General features: G+C 62.9%; 18 protein-coding genes. 4 read left to right on the top strand and 14 right to left on the bottom strand.

All coding sequences use genetic code 11. The features are described 5' to 3' along the window. Positions 1–49: 49 nt before the first annotated feature. Genes CCK88_RS10340 through CCK88_RS10350 form a run of 3 tightly spaced genes read left to right on the top strand, consistent with a single transcriptional unit; the run spans position 50 to position 2,740 of the window. On the top strand, positions 50–862 hold the full coding sequence (locus CCK88_RS10340; RefSeq protein WP_086470348.1) for an ABC transporter permease subunit: 813 nt from the start codon (positions 50–52) through the stop codon (positions 860–862). Further along, the gene (locus CCK88_RS10345) at positions 862–1,596 is read left to right on the top strand and encodes an ABC transporter permease subunit (protein ID WP_086470349.1); all 735 of its coding nucleotides are present in this window, start codon (positions 862–864) and stop codon (positions 1,594–1,596) included. The genes CCK88_RS10340 and CCK88_RS10345 overlap by 1 nt, the downstream gene beginning before the upstream one ends. Positions 1,597–1,600: 4 nt before the next feature. Continuing rightward, positions 1,601–2,740: a succinylglutamate desuccinylase/aspartoacylase family protein gene (locus CCK88_RS10350; RefSeq protein WP_086470350.1), complete on the top strand. Its 1,140-nt coding sequence runs from the start codon at positions 1,601–1,603 to the stop codon at positions 2,738–2,740. On the opposite strand, the gene CCK88_RS10355 is transcribed toward CCK88_RS10350, so the two are convergent. The 4 genes from CCK88_RS10355 to CCK88_RS10370 form a co-directional block, all read right to left on the bottom strand. Beyond that, a complete protein-coding gene (locus CCK88_RS10355) occupies positions 2,741–5,113 on the bottom strand; it encodes a putative bifunctional diguanylate cyclase/phosphodiesterase (protein WP_170926427.1) in 2,373 nt (790 codons plus the stop codon). Positions 5,114–5,261: 148 nt separating this feature from the next. Then, on the bottom strand, positions 5,262–6,482 hold the full coding sequence (gene uxuA / locus CCK88_RS10360) for a mannonate dehydratase (RefSeq protein WP_086470352.1): 1,221 nt from the start codon (positions 6,480–6,482) through the stop codon (positions 5,262–5,264). A 28-nt stretch (positions 6,483–6,510) separates the two neighbouring features. Then, positions 6,511–6,858 carry a DUF4326 domain-containing protein gene (locus tag CCK88_RS10365; RefSeq protein ID WP_086470353.1) on the bottom strand — a complete coding sequence of 116 codons (348 nt, stop codon included), beginning with the start codon at positions 6,856–6,858 and terminating at the stop codon, positions 6,511–6,513. Next, entirely contained in the window at positions 6,855–7,472 is a 618-nt protein-coding gene (locus CCK88_RS10370; RefSeq protein ID WP_086470354.1) for a trimeric intracellular cation channel family protein, read from the bottom strand. The genes CCK88_RS10365 and CCK88_RS10370 overlap by 4 nt, the downstream gene beginning before the upstream one ends. 73 nt (positions 7,473–7,545) lie before the next feature. Here CCK88_RS10370 and CCK88_RS10375 point away from each other — a divergent pair, with 73 nt between their 5' ends. After that, positions 7,546–8,166 (top strand): peptidase M15, encoded by a 621-nt coding sequence (locus tag CCK88_RS10375; RefSeq protein WP_086470355.1) that lies wholly within the window; start codon positions 7,546–7,548, stop codon positions 8,164–8,166. Here CCK88_RS10375 and CCK88_RS10380 read toward each other — a convergent pair. The 10 genes from CCK88_RS10380 to CCK88_RS10425 all read right to left on the bottom strand — a co-directional run bounded on the left by CCK88_RS10380 (position 8,163) and on the right by CCK88_RS10425 (position 16,562). Further along, complete coding sequence (locus CCK88_RS10380) at positions 8,163–8,498, bottom strand: cupin domain-containing protein (protein WP_086470356.1); 336 nt, start codon at positions 8,496–8,498, stop codon at positions 8,163–8,165. The two genes, CCK88_RS10375 and CCK88_RS10380, sit on opposite strands and share 4 nt — an antisense overlap. A 5-nt stretch (positions 8,499–8,503) precedes the next feature. Further along, positions 8,504–9,265, bottom strand: coding sequence for a 2-dehydro-3-deoxy-D-gluconate 5-dehydrogenase KduD (kduD, locus tag CCK88_RS10385; RefSeq protein ID WP_086470357.1), 762 nt, complete (start codon positions 9,263–9,265; stop codon positions 8,504–8,506). Next, a complete protein-coding gene (gene kduI, locus CCK88_RS10390) occupies positions 9,265–10,089 on the bottom strand; it encodes a 5-dehydro-4-deoxy-D-glucuronate isomerase (RefSeq protein ID WP_086470358.1) in 825 nt (274 codons plus the stop codon). The genes kduD and kduI overlap by 1 nt, the downstream gene beginning before the upstream one ends. Positions 10,090–10,097: 8 nt before the next feature. Next, positions 10,098–10,838 carry a FadR/GntR family transcriptional regulator gene (locus CCK88_RS10395; protein ID WP_086470359.1) on the bottom strand — a complete coding sequence of 247 codons (741 nt, stop codon included), beginning with the start codon at positions 10,836–10,838 and terminating at the stop codon, positions 10,098–10,100. Between the two features lie 4 nt (positions 10,839–10,842). Further along, entirely contained in the window at positions 10,843–12,123 is a 1,281-nt protein-coding gene (locus CCK88_RS10400; RefSeq protein WP_086470360.1) for a TRAP transporter large permease, read from the bottom strand. Between the two features lie 4 nt (positions 12,124–12,127). Continuing rightward, positions 12,128–12,652, bottom strand: coding sequence for a TRAP transporter small permease (locus tag CCK88_RS10405; RefSeq protein ID WP_425290619.1), 525 nt, complete (start codon positions 12,650–12,652; stop codon positions 12,128–12,130). Positions 12,653–12,708: 56 nt separating this feature from the next. Beyond that, the gene (locus tag CCK88_RS10410; protein WP_086470361.1) at positions 12,709–13,689 is read right to left on the bottom strand and encodes a TRAP transporter substrate-binding protein; all 981 of its coding nucleotides are present in this window, start codon (positions 13,687–13,689) and stop codon (positions 12,709–12,711) included. 255 nt (positions 13,690–13,944) lie between these two features. Beyond that, on the bottom strand, positions 13,945–15,354 hold the full coding sequence (gene lpdA / locus CCK88_RS10415) for a dihydrolipoyl dehydrogenase (protein ID WP_086470362.1): 1,410 nt from the start codon (positions 15,352–15,354) through the stop codon (positions 13,945–13,947). Positions 15,355–15,374: 20 nt separating this feature from the next. Further along, the gene (locus tag CCK88_RS10420; RefSeq protein WP_086470363.1) at positions 15,375–16,007 is read right to left on the bottom strand and encodes a LysE family translocator; all 633 of its coding nucleotides are present in this window, start codon (positions 16,005–16,007) and stop codon (positions 15,375–15,377) included. A 165-nt stretch (positions 16,008–16,172) separates the two neighbouring features. Then, the gene (locus tag CCK88_RS10425) at positions 16,173–16,562 is read right to left on the bottom strand and encodes an MAPEG family protein (protein WP_086470364.1); all 390 of its coding nucleotides are present in this window, start codon (positions 16,560–16,562) and stop codon (positions 16,173–16,175) included. Positions 16,563–16,587 lie beyond the last annotated feature (25 nt).

A 16,587-nucleotide genomic window follows, 5' to 3' on the forward strand; every position in this document is an offset into this window, starting at 1 on the left:
CACTCACGCCCCTCCCTCCACGGGAGGGGCAACCAGAATGTAGGACGGCATGTTCGACGACATCGCCTTCTGGGTCAGCTACCTCACCAACGGCAAGCACCTGACCTGGTATGCCAGCTTCCAGTTCACCATCTTCGCGGCCCTCATGGGCGGCGCGCTGGCGGTCGTCTTCGGCCTGGCTGGAGCCACGGCCAAGAATTCTCGCTTTCTTCCGTTCCGGATGATTGGCTGGTTCTATTCCTCGATCGTGCGGGGCGTGCCCGACGTCCTTTTCTTCCTGTTCTTTCCGCTAGCATTCGAGCAGGGCGTGGAATGGCTGGTCGCCACGCAGGTGTGCAGCCCGGAGATGATCGCGGCGCAGACCGCGCCCTGGCCGCCCTGCAGAGAAGCCAACTGGTTCCTCGGCACCACCGAATACCTGCTCCTGGCCAGCGTATCCCTCGGCCTCGTCTACGGGGCCTTCGCATCCAACGTGATCCATGGCGCGCTACGCTCTGTTCCTGCCGGACAGCTCGAAGCGGCGCGGGCATTCGGCATGTCGGCCCGGCAGGTTCTCTGGCGCGTCCATATCCGCCAGATGTGGGTCTATGCCCTCCCCGGCCTTTCCAATGTCTGGATGCTGATCATCAAGGCCACCTCGCTGCTTTCGCTGCTGCAGATCGCCGACATCGTGCTCTGGGCCGATCGCCTCGGCGCACCCAATTTCCTGCCTTCGGTCGGCCTCGTGCATGACGACTGGCGCTGGCGCTACTACCTCGTCCTCTTCGTTTTCTACATCCTCGTCACCTGGCTGTCGGAGCGTGCGTTCGAAGCCATCATGCGCCGGGCCGGTCGCGGTATTCTCAGCGAGGCACAGGCCTGATGGACGGGTTCTTCAACGATCTGGCCATCATGGCGCCGGCAGTTCTGTTCAACATCTATTTTGCCTTGGCCTCGATACCGATAGGCTTCGTGCTCGCCGTATTCCTGGCCCTGGGCAAGGCCTCGCCGAACCCGCTCATCAACCGCCTCTCGCGTGGCTATATCTACGCGTTCCGCGGCTCGCCGCTCTTCATCCAGTTCTTCATGTTCTATTCGCTGGCATTGTCGCTCAATGTCGGCCTCTGGAAGCCGATGGGATGGTCGGGCGTGGTGCTCCATCCCCTGTTCATGGGCCCTCTGGTCCTCATCCTGAACACGGCGGCCTATACGGCCGAGATTTTTTACGGCGCGCTTCGGGCCGTACCCCGTGGTGCCGTCGAGGCGGCGCGCGCCTATGGCATGAGCAGGCGGCAGCAGTTCACCAGGGTGATCTGGCCCAATCTCATCCGCCTTGCCTGGCCCGCCTACACCAACGAAGTGGTCTTCCTGTTCCACGCCACCGCCATCGTCTACTTCGCCCTGCCGGTGCTCTCAGGCCAGGGAGAATTGATGATTACGGCCAAGGGCCTGTTCGAGCGCGACTTCAATGCGTTCCTGCATTTTTCGGTCGCGGCGCTCTACTTCCTCATGGTCTCGCTGATCGTGTTCTTCATCTTCGGTCTCGTCTACCAGCGACTGATGCGGCACCTTCCGGCGCAGCCCCGCATGCGCTTCGCGCCCAAATGGATCCGCTAACCCAATGACTTTCCAGCAACATTCCGAAGTTCTGGCCGGCGACACTCCCGGCCAGACGCACACCCTTTACTGGTACACGATCGGCCCCACGACCGCCGCGACCAAGGTTTACATGCAGGCCGCCCTGCATGCCGACGAGCAGCCCGGCACCATGGCTCTCCACCATCTGCTCCCAAAACTGCGCGATGCGGATGCGGCGGGTCAGCTGAACGCGCGCTTCGTCATCTACCCTTCGGTCAACCCGCTGGGCCTTGCAACCCGGGTGTTGCGCCGGCATATCGGCCGCTATGATCTGGAGACCGGCGTCAACTTCAACCGGCGCTGGCCGGACCTCTATCCGCTGATAAAAGACGCCGTTTCGGATAAATTTTCCACTGATCCGTCGGCAAATATTCGCGTCATCCGCGAAGCGGTTAGCAAAATGCTAGCCTTTCAGAGTCCCGCCACGACAATCCAGCGCTTGCGTCGTCACATCATGCTGGCCGCACACGATGCCGACATTGTCCTCGACCTGCATTGCGATGACGAAAGCCTCAAACACATCTTCACCTCGCCCGACCTGATGCCGGGTCTGCAGGACCTCGCCGACCATATGGGCGTGGCGGCGACGCTGACGGCGGAAGACAGCGGCGGCGGTTCCTTCGACGAGGTTCTGCCCAATCTCTACCGCAAGGCGCAGCGCGACAATCCGGATGTGCCGATCCCCATGGCGGCCGAGACGGCGACGCTCGAATACAGGGGACAAGCCGATACCCATGACGAGATCGGCGCCGAGGATGCGAAGGGGCTTTTCGATTTCCTGGCAGGTCGCGGCCTCATCCAGACGACGCCGCCCGCAGCCAAACCGGCGCCTGGCCCAACGCCTTTCGAAGCGACCGAAGTCCTGCGGGCGGACCGGCCCGGTCTCCTGGCCTATCGCGTCAAGCTCGGCGACCGGGTCAAGAAGGGCGACGTCGTTGCCGACATCATTGCAATGGATGGTCCCGAAGCCTTCCTCGCCCGCAGCCCGCTCCGTGCCGGGACCGATGGCATCATCCTCTCGCGCGCCAGCGCCAAGTATGTCGTCGTCGGATCCTCGGTCGCCAAGATCGTTGGCAAGGACATCCTGCCCACGCGCGCGGGTGGCTACCTGCTCGAAGACTGACTAGCTGGCCAACGCCTGAGGAAACCGCTCCTCATGGGCTTCTGCCGGGATGCTCGCCAGCAGGTAGGCGGGCAGGTCAGCCTGCGAAAGCGGACGTGCAAAGTAAAAACCCTGAAGCTGGTGGCAGGCGATTTCCGAAAGGAACGCCGCCTGCTCGGCCGTCTCGACGCCTTCTGCCGTGATCCGCAGCTTCAGCGTCTTGGCCATGGTGGCGATGGCCCTGAGGATGTCGCGGGCGATCGGGTCATTGGTCGATGCGACCACGAAGGAGCGGTCGATCTTGATCTTGTCGAACGGAAATTTCAGCAGATAGCTGAGCGACGAATAGCCGGTGCCGAAATCGTCCATGGCAATGGTCACGCCAAGGGCGCGGATCTCACCGAGCTTCTCGATCACCTCTTCGGGGTTCTCGATCAGCAGACCTTCGGTGATCTCGATTTCGAGGCGTTCAGGCGCGAGGCCGGATCTGCGCAGGGCTGTTTCCACCACGCCGCCAATGTCGGAGCGACGGAAATGGCGGGCCGAGAGGTTGACCGCGACGGTCAGATGGTCGGGCCAGGACGAGGCGGCGAGGCAAGCCTGGTTGATAGTCCAGTCGCCGATGTCGACGATGAGGTCGGACTGCTCGGCGATGGCAATGAAGTCGGCAGGCGGGACCAGCCCGCGTGTGGGATGGTTCCAGCGCACCAGGGCTTCGAAGCCGGTGGGCTGGCCATCATCTGCATTGACGAGGGGCTGGTAGTGCAGGACCAGTTCGCCGCGCGCGATGGCACCGCGCAATTCGGCCTCGATCATGCGCTTCTCGCGCACCTCGGAATCCATCTGGTTCTCGAAGAAGCGGTACGTCGAGCGTCCGTCGGACTTGGCGCGATAAAGCGCCAGATCGGCATTGCGCAGGAGGTGATCGGGGCGTGCGCCATCGCTGGGCGCCATGGCAATGCCGATGCTGGCCCCGATCAGGAACATGTCGCCATCCACGACGAAGGGCTCGCGCATCATGGCGACGAGCCGGGCGGCCAGCGCGTCCACCGCCCCCTTGTCGCCGGTCTCGGGCAGCAGAATGGCAAACTCGTCGCCGCCGAACCGGGCCGCCAGGTCGATATCGCGCAGCGCCGACTGCATTCTTGCCGCCACTTCAGCCAGCAACCGGTCGCCGGCCATATGCCCTTTGGTGTCGTTGACGCCCTTGAACTGGTCGAGATCGAGATACATGACCGCAAATGGCGTCCCGTACCGCTCGAGCCGGGAGACGTTGAGTGACAGTTGCTCGGTGAACCGCGTCCGGTTGAGCAGCCCGGTCAGCGAATCGTGGTGTGCGAGAAGGGTGATGCGACGCTCGGAAATCTTGCGCTCGCTGATATCGGACCCGGTGCCGAGATAACCCAGATATTTGCCGGCCTCGTCATAGGCAGGCTTGCCCGTCAGCCGCCACCAGCACTCGCGGCCCGTGCCCATGATCTCGATTTCGACATCCTGGAAAGTTTCGCCACTCGCCATGGCGCGCTCGATCTGGCGGATCATGGCATCGCCGGGAGCCGTGATGTCCTTGAGGAAGGCCAGGAGGTCCACGCCGAGCATGTCGGCCTCCGATGCGCCCGTGGCCTTGGTAAACCCACCCGAGAGCCGATTGACCACCCCCGACGTATCGACGCCCCAGACCCAGTCAGATGCCGTCTGTTCGAATTCGCGCAGGAGCAGGCCGATAATCTGGCGTTTTTCTTCGACCAGCATCTCCGAAGCGCGCAGGGCCACGAAGCCGGACGCGTGATTGAACACCACCGTCACCAGGATGAAGGTGAAGCCTGCGATCAGTGTCGCCTGCACCAGAAGGTCGCCGGACTGGCCGAGCCCGGTGAGGCCTCGGGCCGATCCGATGACGATGGGAATAGTGAAAGCGGCGAGAGCCTGCGGATAATTGATGAGGGCAATCAGCGAAATGCACAACAGACCGCCTGCCCCAAGCAGGGCCACCGTACGGATGGCCGCATCCTGTTCGACGGGCAGCATGGAGAGGACGGCGCCCCAGAGCACGCCGACCGTCAGCGCCAATCCAAGAACCTTGCGGACGGCGCGACGGGAATCCCGCTTTTGCGGACGGCCGCGCGATGCCTGAATGGACGCGTAGAGGTGAATGGCATTGATGATGCTGAGCAGCGCTGCCAGCGGGCCGAAAATCGGCTGGCCCCATGTGACTACCATGAAGACAGCCGAGACGATCAGCGACGCCGCCATCAGCGACGGAACCATGAGCGCCACGGAGGCCAGTTGCTGGCCAAGCAGCTTGTCGCGCAATGCATGGGACAGGCCGTCCGCGCCTATGGCGCGATCGACGAAACCGTTGATCCGAGAAAATGCATTCGTGGGCCCCGACATGGCGCGACCCTGCATCAGTTCGCCTTAATATTGAGTGTGCTCGGCCCTTTAGAACTGTCCGATCGACGCAATAAACCAGGAAGATTTGCTGGCAATATTGGCAACGACGGGGATGGCAGGGCAAATAGCCCTGCCACCTGCCTGTTGTTCAGGCGCGACCGAGACCCCATTGGGCATGCTCGAGCGCCTTCATGACGCCGCGCAGTTCGGCGAGGCCCTTCATGCGCCCGATCGTGGGATAACCCGGCTGCGACCGACGGCCCAGATCGTCAAGGATGTCCTGACCATGATCGGGGCGCATCGGGATTTCCCAATCGGCGCGCCCCTCGGCCTTGCGGCGGCGTTCCTCGATAAGAATAGCAGCGATGACCGACACCATGTCGGTGTCGCCGGCCAGGTGCTCCGCTTCGTAGAACGAGCCGGCGACGTCATCGGTGTCGCGCTTGACGTTGCGAAGGTGGAGGAAATGGACCTTGGATGCGAACTGCCCGAACATGGCAGGCAGGTCATTGTCCGGGCGCGCACCGAGCGAGCCGGTGCAGAAGGTCATACCGTTGGCGGGGCTGTCCACCGCGTTGAGGATATAGCTGTAGTCCTCGGCCGTGGACATGATGCGCGGCAGGCCGAGCAGCGCAAACGGCGGATCGTCCGGATGGCAGCAGAGGCGCAGGCCCAGATCTTCGGCGACCGGAACGACCTCTTCGAGGAAGGCGATGAAATGCTCGCGCAACTGGTCGCGGTTGATGGCGCCATATTCGTCCAGGTGCGCCTGGACGTCCTGCAGCGACATGCTTTCCGTAGACCCGGGCAGACCCATGGTGACGTTTCGCGCCAACTGCTTCTTGTCATCTTCGTCCATCGCCTCGAAGCGACGGGCCGCCTCGTCGGCGATGGCATTGGTGAAATCGGCGGCAGCGCCGGAACGCTGGAGAATGTGGATATCGAAGGCCGCGAAATCGTTGATGTCGAAGCGCATGCAGGAGCCGCCATGCGCGACTGTCCAGCGCAGATCGGTGCGCGTCCAGTCGAGCACCGGCATGAAATTGTAGCAGATGGTCTCGATGCCGCTGTCGGCAAGGTGCTTCATCGACACCTTGTAGTTGGCAATGTGCTCGCGCCAGTCGCCCTTCTGCTTCTTGATGTCCTCGCTGACCGGCAGGCTTTCGACAACGTCCCAGGTGAGGCCGGATGCAGAACCATCCTTGCGGGTGGCGATTTCGCGATGGCGTTTTTCGATCTCGTCCGGCGTCCAGACGACGCCATTGGGCACATGGTGCAACGCACTGACGACGCCGACGGCACCGGCCTGGGTGATGTCGTCGATGCTGGTGAGGTCCTTTGGGCCGAACCAACGCCATGTCTGTCGCACTGGGTAACTCCGTTCCTATGAAGCCGGCTCAGTCATTGGCCAGCGAAATGAGGGTATCGACGTGGCAGGGTGTGCCTTCACGGCACCAGCACGCCAGGTTCTTGCCGCCAAGGTCGGCGCGGACTTTTGACAGGGGCGGACGGGGCCGTGCCGCTTCGATCTCGCCGCGCATCCAGCGCGCATGACGCTGGACGGCTTCTGCCTGTGCGGCAGCCCGATCGAGCCCGGTTTCGGCCATTACGGCATCGATCGTGAAGGGATTGCCCCAGGGACCGGGCCGCGCGACCGATTGGGCAGCGAGACCGTTGAGTGCGCGCGAGGCCGCCTGCAGATCGAAACCCGCGCGCCGCGAGAGGACGATCCGCTGCGGCCTCATTTGCGCATGTCCCTGTCGTAGACGAATTTGGGCATTTCCCATTTGAACGCGATCGCCAGGACGCGCAGGGTAAAGCCGAGGACAATGGCGATCAGCGCCATCAGATCCTGCTGGACGCCGCCGCTGAGGCCCAGGAAGTAGACGATGCCGGCGACCATCGAAACGCTGGCATAGAGTTCGCCCTGGAAGATCAGCGGCACGTCGTTGCAGAGGACGTCGCGCAGGATGCCGCCCGCCGTCCCCGTGACCATGCCGGCCACGATGACGATGATCGGGTGCACACCCGCTTCGATGCCGATATTGCAGCCGATGACCGTGAAGACCACGAGACCGAGGGCGTCGAGCAGCAGGAACGGCCAGCGCAGCCGATCGACAAGGCGCGCCAGCGGAATGGTGAGCAGGGCGGCCGCACACACCATGAGCAGGATATAGGGATTGGCCACCCACACCAGCGGATAGTGATCGAGCAGGATATCGCGGATGGTACCGCCCCCCAGCGCCGTAACGCAGGCGATGAGGCAGACGCCGAACCAGTCCATGCTGCGCCGCCCGGCAGCAAGGGCGGCGGTCATCGCTTCGGCGGCGACGGCGATGTAGAAGGCGATCAGCAGCATGGTCGAAACCGGGTTGTGTGGCTTCCCTTATGCATGGAGCATGTGCCCGCAGCTCACAAGGGAAGCAAGCCCCATGCGTCAGCCCCGCTCCGTCCGCGCGCTGGAAGCCTTCAGTCGCGTGAGGCTCTCCAAGAGCTTTTTCATGCGCGATTTTCTGTATTCCGAGATCGCCGCGATCAACGGTTTCACCAACCTGCCCGACGATCCGGACCTCGCCATCGCTGCCGGCCGACGGCTTTGCGAAGAGCTGCTCGAGCCCCTGCAGGCACGGTTGGGCCGCATCTCGATCCGCTCGGCCTATCGATCGCCCGAGGTCAACCGCTTCGGCAACGAGAATCGGCTCAACTGCGCCAGCAACGAGAAGAACCTTGCCCACCATATCTGGGACCGCCGCGATGCCGCCGGGCGCATGGGTGCCACGGCCTGCGTCATCGTCAACCGCTTCATTCCCTATTATGAGCGGACGGGCGATTGGGAGGCCCTGGCCTGGTGGATACACGATCACTTGCCCTACTCCGCGATGGAGTTCTTTCCCAAGTTTGCGGCATTCAACCTGCAGTGGCGCGAAGAGCCTGTCCGGCAGATCTATTCCATGATCCCACCCCGGCGCGGCTGGCTGACCAAGCCGGGCATGGAGAACCATGACGGCGAGCATGGCAACGCCTACGCCGCCATGCTGGAGGATTTGCGCTAGAGAAAATCGGCCCGGTGCGGCGTGAACACGTCGACCAGACGCCCTTTTTCCAGCGCCACGACGCCATGCACCACATCGGGCGGCACGATGAAGCTGCCCCCCTGCCCCACCACCTGGGTGACCCCGTCGATCGTCACCTCGAAACTGCCCTCGGCGACGTAGCTGACCTGAATGTGCGGGTGGCTGTGGAGCGCCCCCACCGCACCTTTTTCGAAGCCGAACTCGACCTGCATCAGTTCAGGAAGGTGGATCAGCACGCGCCGGGTATTGCCCGGTGCCAGCACCGTCCATTCGGTTTCGTTGGGCTGGGCGAAGAGTTTGGGTTCGGTCATGTCGGTTACCTCGCAAGCCATCCGCCATCGACGGGGATGACGGCGCCATGCATGTAGTTGGAAGCAGGGGCGAGCAGGAACACGGCGGCATCGCCGATATCCGATGGAACGCCCCAGCGGCCGGCCGGTATGCGGCCGAGGATGGAGGCCGAGCGATCCGGATCGTTGCGGAGCGCTTCGGTATTGTTGGTCTCGATATAGCCGGGCGCTACGGCATTGACGTTGATGCCCTTCGCCGCCCATTCATTGGCCAGAAGCCGGGTGATGCCGAGCACGCCGCTCTTGGAGGCGGTGTAGCTGGCGACGCGGATGCCGCCCTGGAAACTCAGCATCGAGGCGATGTTGACGATGCGGGCCGGGCGACCAGCGGCGATGGCCTTCCTGCCGATGGACTGGCTGAGGAAGAACATCGTCTTGAGATTGATGTCCATCACCTGATCCCAGTCGTCTTCGGTGAAGTCCACCGCATCGACCCGCTTGATGATGCCGGCATTGTTGACGAGCCCGTCGATGGGGCCATGCGCGTCCCAGGCGGCTTCGAACATGGCCTGCGCGGCCTGGGTCGAGCCCAGATCGGCGCTGACGGCGACGAAGTCGGCGCCCTGCCCCGCCATCAATGCGGCGGTCTGCTCCATCGAGGAGCGGCCAACGCCGATGACCTTGCCACCAGCACGACCGACCGACAGCGCGATGCCCTGGCCGATGCCGGTATTGGCGCCGGTGACCATGACGGTCTTGCCGGCGAGAGAAAAGGCCTGCAGATCCATCAGCGCAGATCTTCCATCGGGACCTTCTCGGCGTCGGTATAGTCGACATTGTCGCCGGCCATCGCCCAGATGAAGGTATAGGCGCCGGTGCCGGCACCGCAGTGGATCGACCACGGCGGCGACAGGATCGCCTGCTCGTTGCGCACGATGAGGTGCCGCGTCTCGTCCGGCTCGCCCATCAGGTGCACGACGAAGGCATCGGGCTTGAGATCGAAATAGAGATAGGCCTCCATGCGACGGTCGTGCACATGGGCCGGCATGGTGTTCCACACCGAGCCCGGCGCGAACTGCGTGAGACCGACCACCAGCTGGCAGCTCTTGAGATCATTGGTGTACTGGAAGATCGAGCGCTCGTTGGCGGTTTCGGCGCTGCCCATATCGAGGCGCTTGGCGCCCGATTGCTGCAGCAGCCGCGTCGGATGGCTGGCATGCGCCGGGGCGCTGAGGAGATAATATTTCGCACCCGCGCCGCCGAAGCGCACATCGGCTGCACCCATGCCGATATAGAGCATGTCGCGCGGGCCGACGGCGTGATCGGTGCCATCCACCGAGATCGTGCCGGACGCGCCGATATTGACCGCGATCAGTTCGCGCCGGTCAAGGAAGCCGGCCGTACCCGTAGGCTTGATGGCCTCGAGCGCCAGCGGAGCGCCATTCGGCACGGCGCCACCCACGGCCATGCGATCGTAATGCGTATAGGTCCAGCGCACCTCGCCTGCGGCAAAGAGATCATCGATCAGGAAGTTTTCGCGCAGCTCGTCGGTCCCCATGGCGGCAGCCGTGCCGGGATCGATTGCGAAGCGAATGTCGAAGTCTGTGCTCATGAGGTGTCCTAGTTGCTTTGGCTTTGTTCGGCCAGGCGACTGCGATAGCGATCCTGGCTGCGCGAAAGGTGGTCGCGCATGGCTTCGCGAGCGCCATCGGCGTCACGGGCGGAGATGGCATTGAGGATGCGGCGATGCTCCTCGTGCAGGCCCACCTGATATTCGTAGGTGAGCACGCTTTCCGTGCCCCAGGGCGAGGCGACGTCGCACGGAATGGTCCGGCTGCCCAGCGCATCGAGCACTTCGAGATAGAACGGATTGTTGGTCGCGACCGCAACGGCGCGGTGGAACGCGAAGTCCGTCTTGCCGGTGGGATTGCCCAGCTTGAGCAGGCGGCCGAACTCGTTCCACGATTCGTGGATCGCGGCGACCTGGCTGGTGCTGTGGCGCTGCGCGGCCAGCCCCGCCGACTCGATCTCGATGCCCATGCGCACTTCGAGCACGTTGAGCGCCACCGAAATCTTGTTCGAGCGATCGCCGGCGATTGAGCTGAACGCCGAGGTGGGCTGCGCCATGACGAAGACGCCCGCCCCCTGCCGCGGCTGCACCATGCCATCGGCGGCCAGTGCCGCAATGGCCTCGCGCACCACCGTCCGGCTGACGCCGAAATGCGTCGTCAGCTGGTTCTCGGTCGGCAGCTTCTCGCCCGGGCCGAACTCGCCGGCACCGATGCGCTTGCGCAGCGCATCGACCACCATTTCGGCCAGCTTGGGCTTGCGGCCCGGGGCGGTGACGTCGATCAGGGACATGGCATCACCTGAACACGCTCGGCAGCCAGAGCGACAGCGCCGGGATGTAGGTGACGAGTCCGAGAACGATGAGACCCGCCAGGTAGAAGGGCCAGACGCTCTTCATCGCCGTCATGATCGATATCTTGCCCACCGCCGCGGCCACGAACTGCACCGGCCCAAGGGGCGGCGTATTGAGGCCGATACCGAGGTTGAGGATCATGATGACGCCGAAATGCACCGGATCGACGCCGAACTTCTGAACCATGGGCAGGAAGATCGGCGTGGTGATGATGATCAGCGGGCCCATATCCATGAACGTGCCGAGCAGCAGCAGCATGACGTTGATCAGCAGCAGCACCATCAGCGGATCGGTGGTGAGATTGGAGATCAGATCCGTCAGGATCGGCGCAACCCGCAGGTAAGCCATGAGCCAGCCGAACGAGGCGGCGGCGCCGATGATGAACAGCACCATGGAGGTGGTGCGCACGGCCCCCATGACGGAGTGCACGAACTCGCTCCATGTCAGCGACCGATAGACCAGCAGGGTCACGAGCAGCGCGTAGATCACCGCGATGCACGAGCTTTCCGTGGCGGTGAAGATACCCGAACGCACGCCGCCGAAGATGATGACGATCAGCATCAGGCCCGGGATGGAGATCAGCAGATACTGGAAGGCCTTGGCAAAGCCGGGGAAAGGCTCGGTCGGATAGCCGCGCTTCACTGCGACGATATAGGCGGTGATGCTGAGCGCCACGGCCAGCAGCAGGCCCGGAATGATGCCGGCGGTAAAGAGGTCGGCAATGGAAATGCGGCCGCCACCGGAGAGCGAATAGATGATCATGTTGTGGCTGGGCGGCAGCAGCAGCGCGATCAGAGCTGCCATCGAAGTCACGTTCACCGCATAGTCCGCGCCATACCCGCGCGCCTTCATCTGCGGGATCATGATGCCGCCGACCGCCGCCGCTTCCGCCACGGCCGAACCGGAAATGCCACCGAAAAGCGTAGACGCTGCGACGTTGACCTGGCCCAGACCACCACGCACGTGGCCGATCAGTGCACCGGCAAACTGGATGATGCGCGCAGCGATGCCGCCGCGCATCATCAGGTCGCCGGCGAAGATGAAGAAGGGAATGGCCAGGAGGGTAAAGCCGGCAAGACCGGAATTGAGCTGCTGGAACACCACCATGGCCGGGCGGCCGAGATAGATGATGGTGGCGAAGCTGGCGATGCCGAGGCAGAAGGCGATGGGCGTGCCGACCAGCATGAGCGCGGTGAATACACCGAAGAGGATCCAGTATTCCATGACGTCAGGCCTCGGTCACGAGTTCGGCAGGGGGCTCATCGATGGGCTCGCCAGCGAGGCGCCGCAGAATGCGCTCGACTGCGTAAAGGCACATGAGAAAGCCGGAGATAACGATGGGCAAGTAGGTCATGGTCTGCGGCACATGCAGAACGGGAATGTTGACGCCCCAGCCCCGGATAGCGAGCAGGCCACCGTAGTAGACCATGCCGAAAGCGAAGGCGAAGACAGCCAGGTCGCTGATGGTGCGCAGTGCACCCTTGGCACGCGGCGGCAGCACATAGGTCAGCACATCGAACCCCATATGGAAATTCTCGCGCACGCCCACGGCCGCGCCCAGGAAAATGAACCAGCTCATCAGCATGATGGCGGTTCCTTCCGTCCATGACGGAGACGCGTTGACCACGTAGCGCATGAAGACCTGATAGGCCACGATGACGGTCATCACCACCAGCATGACCCCGGCAAGCCAGAGAGCAGCGTTGGATGTGGCCCGCAGCGCATTGCTGACAGGCAGGAGCCATTGTCTCACGAGGATGTCCTCCGAATAGAATCCGGGCCGGCTTGCGCCGGCCCGGCTATTTCATCTTAGCCTTCGGTGGCCTGGATGCGGGCCACGAGGTCCTGCAGGGCCGGATCGGTGACGTACTTGTCGTAGACAGGTTTCATCGCATCGATGAAGGGCTGCTTGTCGACTTCGTTGATGGTCGCGCCGAGGGCTTCCACGGCAGCCTTGGATTCGACTTCCTTGGCGGCCCAAAGCTCGCGCTGGGTCGCTACGGATTCCTTGGCGGCTTCGCGCATGGCGGCCTGGTCTTCGGGGGTCAGGCCGTCCCAGATGATCTTGGACACGACCAGGACTTCCGGAACCATCAGGTGTTCGTCGAGCGAGTAGAACTTGGCGACTTCGGCGTGGCCGGCAGTGTCATAGCTCGGGTAGTTATTCTCAGCGCCGTCGATGACGCCGGTCTGGATGCCCGAATAGACTTCGCCATAGGGCATCGGGGTGGCATTGCCGCCCAGCGCGCCGACCATGTCCACGAAAATGTCCGACTGCATGACGCGGAACTTCATGCCGGCCATGTCTTCGGGCGAATTGATGGGCTTGGAGCTGTTGTAGAAGGAGCGGGCGCCGCCATCGTAGAAGGCCAGGGCAACGACATCCACGGCATCGAAGGCAGCCAGGATTTCTTCGCCAATCGGGCCATCGAGCACGTTGTGGAAATGGTCGGCCGAGCGGAAGATGTAGGGCAGCTGGGTCACGGTCGCGGCCGGAACCTGCGTGCCGAAGGCGCCGATGGAAATGCGGTTCAGGTCGATCACGCCGAACTGCGTCTGTTCGATCGTATCGGCTTCGGCACCGAGCTGGGCCGAGTGGAACACTTCCACCGAATAGCGGCCGTCGGTCTTTTCGGAGAGCAATTCGCCGAACTTCTTCACCGCTTCAACGGTGGGATAGCCATCAGGATGGGTATCCGAAGAGCGCAGCACCGTCTGGGCGCTGGCAGCAGAAATCATAAGGCTGGATGCGACGACGGCAACAGCCGCCATCTTGGGCAGATGAAACATGGATGTCCTCCCATAGGTCCATTTTTCAGCGCAGGGGTCCTCCCCCCTTTGCTGCAGCGGCGCGGCCGCCCGACCCGGTATCGTCACCGATCGACGGGTCTTGGGAGAAACTGGTATGGAAGATGAAGTGACAAGTCAACATACAATAATTGGTATGTTGTATGATGAATTTGAAATGAAGAAGGGAGCCGAGGCCAAGTCCCCGGCTCCCTTCATTTTTCAGTCAGGTATGGCCCGTCGAAGGATGTCCCGATGCTAGATGTGAATGGCGCCGTCGCCGAGGGCGAGCGCGGCTTCACGAATGGCCTCGGAAAGCGTCGGGTGTGCGTGCGTCGTGCGTGCCAGATCCTCGGACGCCCCGGAAAACTCCATGAGAGTGACCAGCTCGTGGATCATCTCGCCGGCATTCTTGCCCACGATATGGGCGCCCAGGACACGATCGGTCTCGACATCTGCCAGGATCTTCACGAAGCCCTGCGTCGCCAGCATCGCCTTGGCGCGGCCATTGGCGGTGAACGGGAATTTGCCGATCTTGTAGTTGACGCCGTCGGCCTTCAGCTCGTCCTCGGTCTTGCCCACGGAGGCGACTTCCGGATTGGTGTAGACCACGGCAGGAATGGCGGCGTAGTTCACATGCCCCGCCTGACCGGCGAGAATCTCGGCGACGGCAATGCCTTCGTCCTCGGCCTTGTGGGCCAGCATGGGGCCGACGATCACGTCGCCAATGGCATAGATGCCATCGACCGAGCTCTTGTAGTGAGCATCGACGCGCACGCGGCCGCGCTCATCGAGCGCCACGCCGGCGAGGTCGAGGCCGAGACCTTCGGTAAACGGCTTGCGGCCAATTGCGACCAGCGCGACATCGGCATCGAGCGTCTCGGCTTCGCCGCCCTTGGCGGGCTCGACACGCACCTTGAGCGAACCATCTTCCTGCTTGTCGATGCCGGCAACCTTGCTCGACAGTTTGAATTCCATGCCCTGCTTTTGCAGCATGCGCTGAAACTGGCGGGCAACTTCGCTGTCCATGCCCGGCAGGATGCGATCGAGATATTCGACCACCGTGACCTGCGCGCCGAGGCGCATCCAGACCGAACCGAGCTCAAGGCCGATAACACCGGCACCGATGACGACCATGCGGTTCGGCACCTGCTCAAGGACGAGACCGCCAGTGGAAGTGACGATCTGCTTCTCGTCGATTTCGATGCCAGGCAGGTTTGCCGAAACAGAACCCGTGGCAATGACGATGTTCTTGGTTGCGATTTCCTGCTGCGCGCCGGTCTGCGGCGTCACCAGCACCTTGCCGGCAGACGGGATCGAGCCGATGCCGCGGAACACGGTGATCTTGTTCTTCTTGAACAGGTAATCGACGCCGCCGACATTGGACGCCACCGTTTCGGAGCGGTGGTTCTGCATCTGCTTGAGGTTGAGCTGCGGCGCGGGGATATCGATGCCCAGCGCCTTGAAGCCGTGGCCGGCTTCCTCAAACAGTTCCGAGGCGTGCAGCAGCGCCTTGGAGGGAATGCAGCCGATGTTGAGACAGGTACCGCCCAGTGTCGCCCACTTCTCCACCACGGCCACTTTCATTCCCAGCTGCGCCGCGCGGATCGCGCAGACATAGCCGCCGGGGCCGGAGCCGATGATGGTAAGGTCGAATTGGTCTGCCATTGTCTGAAGCCTCAACGTTGTCAGCGCTGCTGGGCGAGTGCGACACGCACAGCCAGCGCCAGGAATGTAATGCCGGTGATCCGATTAAACCACCGGCCGACGCGGAAAAACCCCTGCCGCACAGCTGGTGTCGTAAAGAAAACCGAGACCAATGCGAACCAGGCAAAAAGCATGAGCGACATGCTGCCCACATAGATCGTCTTGACCTCGCCGGACGTCTGGACCGAAACCAGCGACGTAAAGAGGGCGAGGAAGAACAGGACGGCCTTGGGATTGAGCAGATTGGTCAGGAAGCCAAGGGCAAACGCGGCCATGTCCCCTTTGCGCGCCACGGCGCCATCGCCCACGACGGGCGGTTGGGGCGGCGGGCTGCGCAGGGCCGCTATGGCCAGGTAGACCAGATAGGCCGCGCCCGCCCACTTGAGAATATTGAACAGCAGCAGCGACTGCCCGACGATGACGCCCACGCCGAGCAGCGTATAGGTGCCGTGGACGAGGATCGACGTCGCGATGCCGGCAGAGGTGAACAGCGCCTCGCGCCGGCCGTGGACGACCGACTGCCTGAGCACCATGGCGAAATCGGCGCCCGGAATGACCGCATTGATGCCGAAAGCCAGCATCAGGCCGAGAAATTCGAACCAGGGGAAGGTCATCGGGAGGCACCGCCGCAAGAGTTGGGCAAAGGGTTACACCACCCATGCGGCTCCGGCAACGCGCCCTGGACGATCTCCCCCTGCCCTATGAGCATGGGGTGGGTTGCCAATGCAGCCCACCCGGCCTCCCCTGCAGATGGGGGAGGCGCGTGGGGGTATCCGCTGTCAGAACGCCACGCCGAAGAACATCAGCAACAGGCCCATCAGCGAGATCGACCAGATGCTCGAGCGCAGTTGCTTGATGTCGATGAAGTAGGCCGGGAGATAGGCCCAGCGGGCGGCGAACCAGATGATGGCGCCCCATTGGGTCAGCCCGTCCGAACGGCCCGAGAGCTCAGTTGCCACCGCCAACACGATGAAGACGGGATAGGTTTCGAGGAAATTGCCCAGCGCGCGTTGCGCCCGAACTGTCCATTTGTTGGGCGGCCGCTCGTTGTCGCGCTGGCTGTTGGCATGCTTGATGCCGTAGTCCATTCGATAGACGATGGATTGTACGCCCAGATAGGCAAAGGCCAGGATCGCACTCCAGATGAGGAGGCTGAGCTCAATGGTCATGATCGAATTCGCTTTCTGAAAAACC

It is taken from the genome of Devosia lucknowensis, from assembly GCF_900177655.1.
GTDB classification, from domain to species: domain Bacteria; phylum Pseudomonadota; class Alphaproteobacteria; order Rhizobiales; family Devosiaceae; genus Devosia; species Devosia lucknowensis.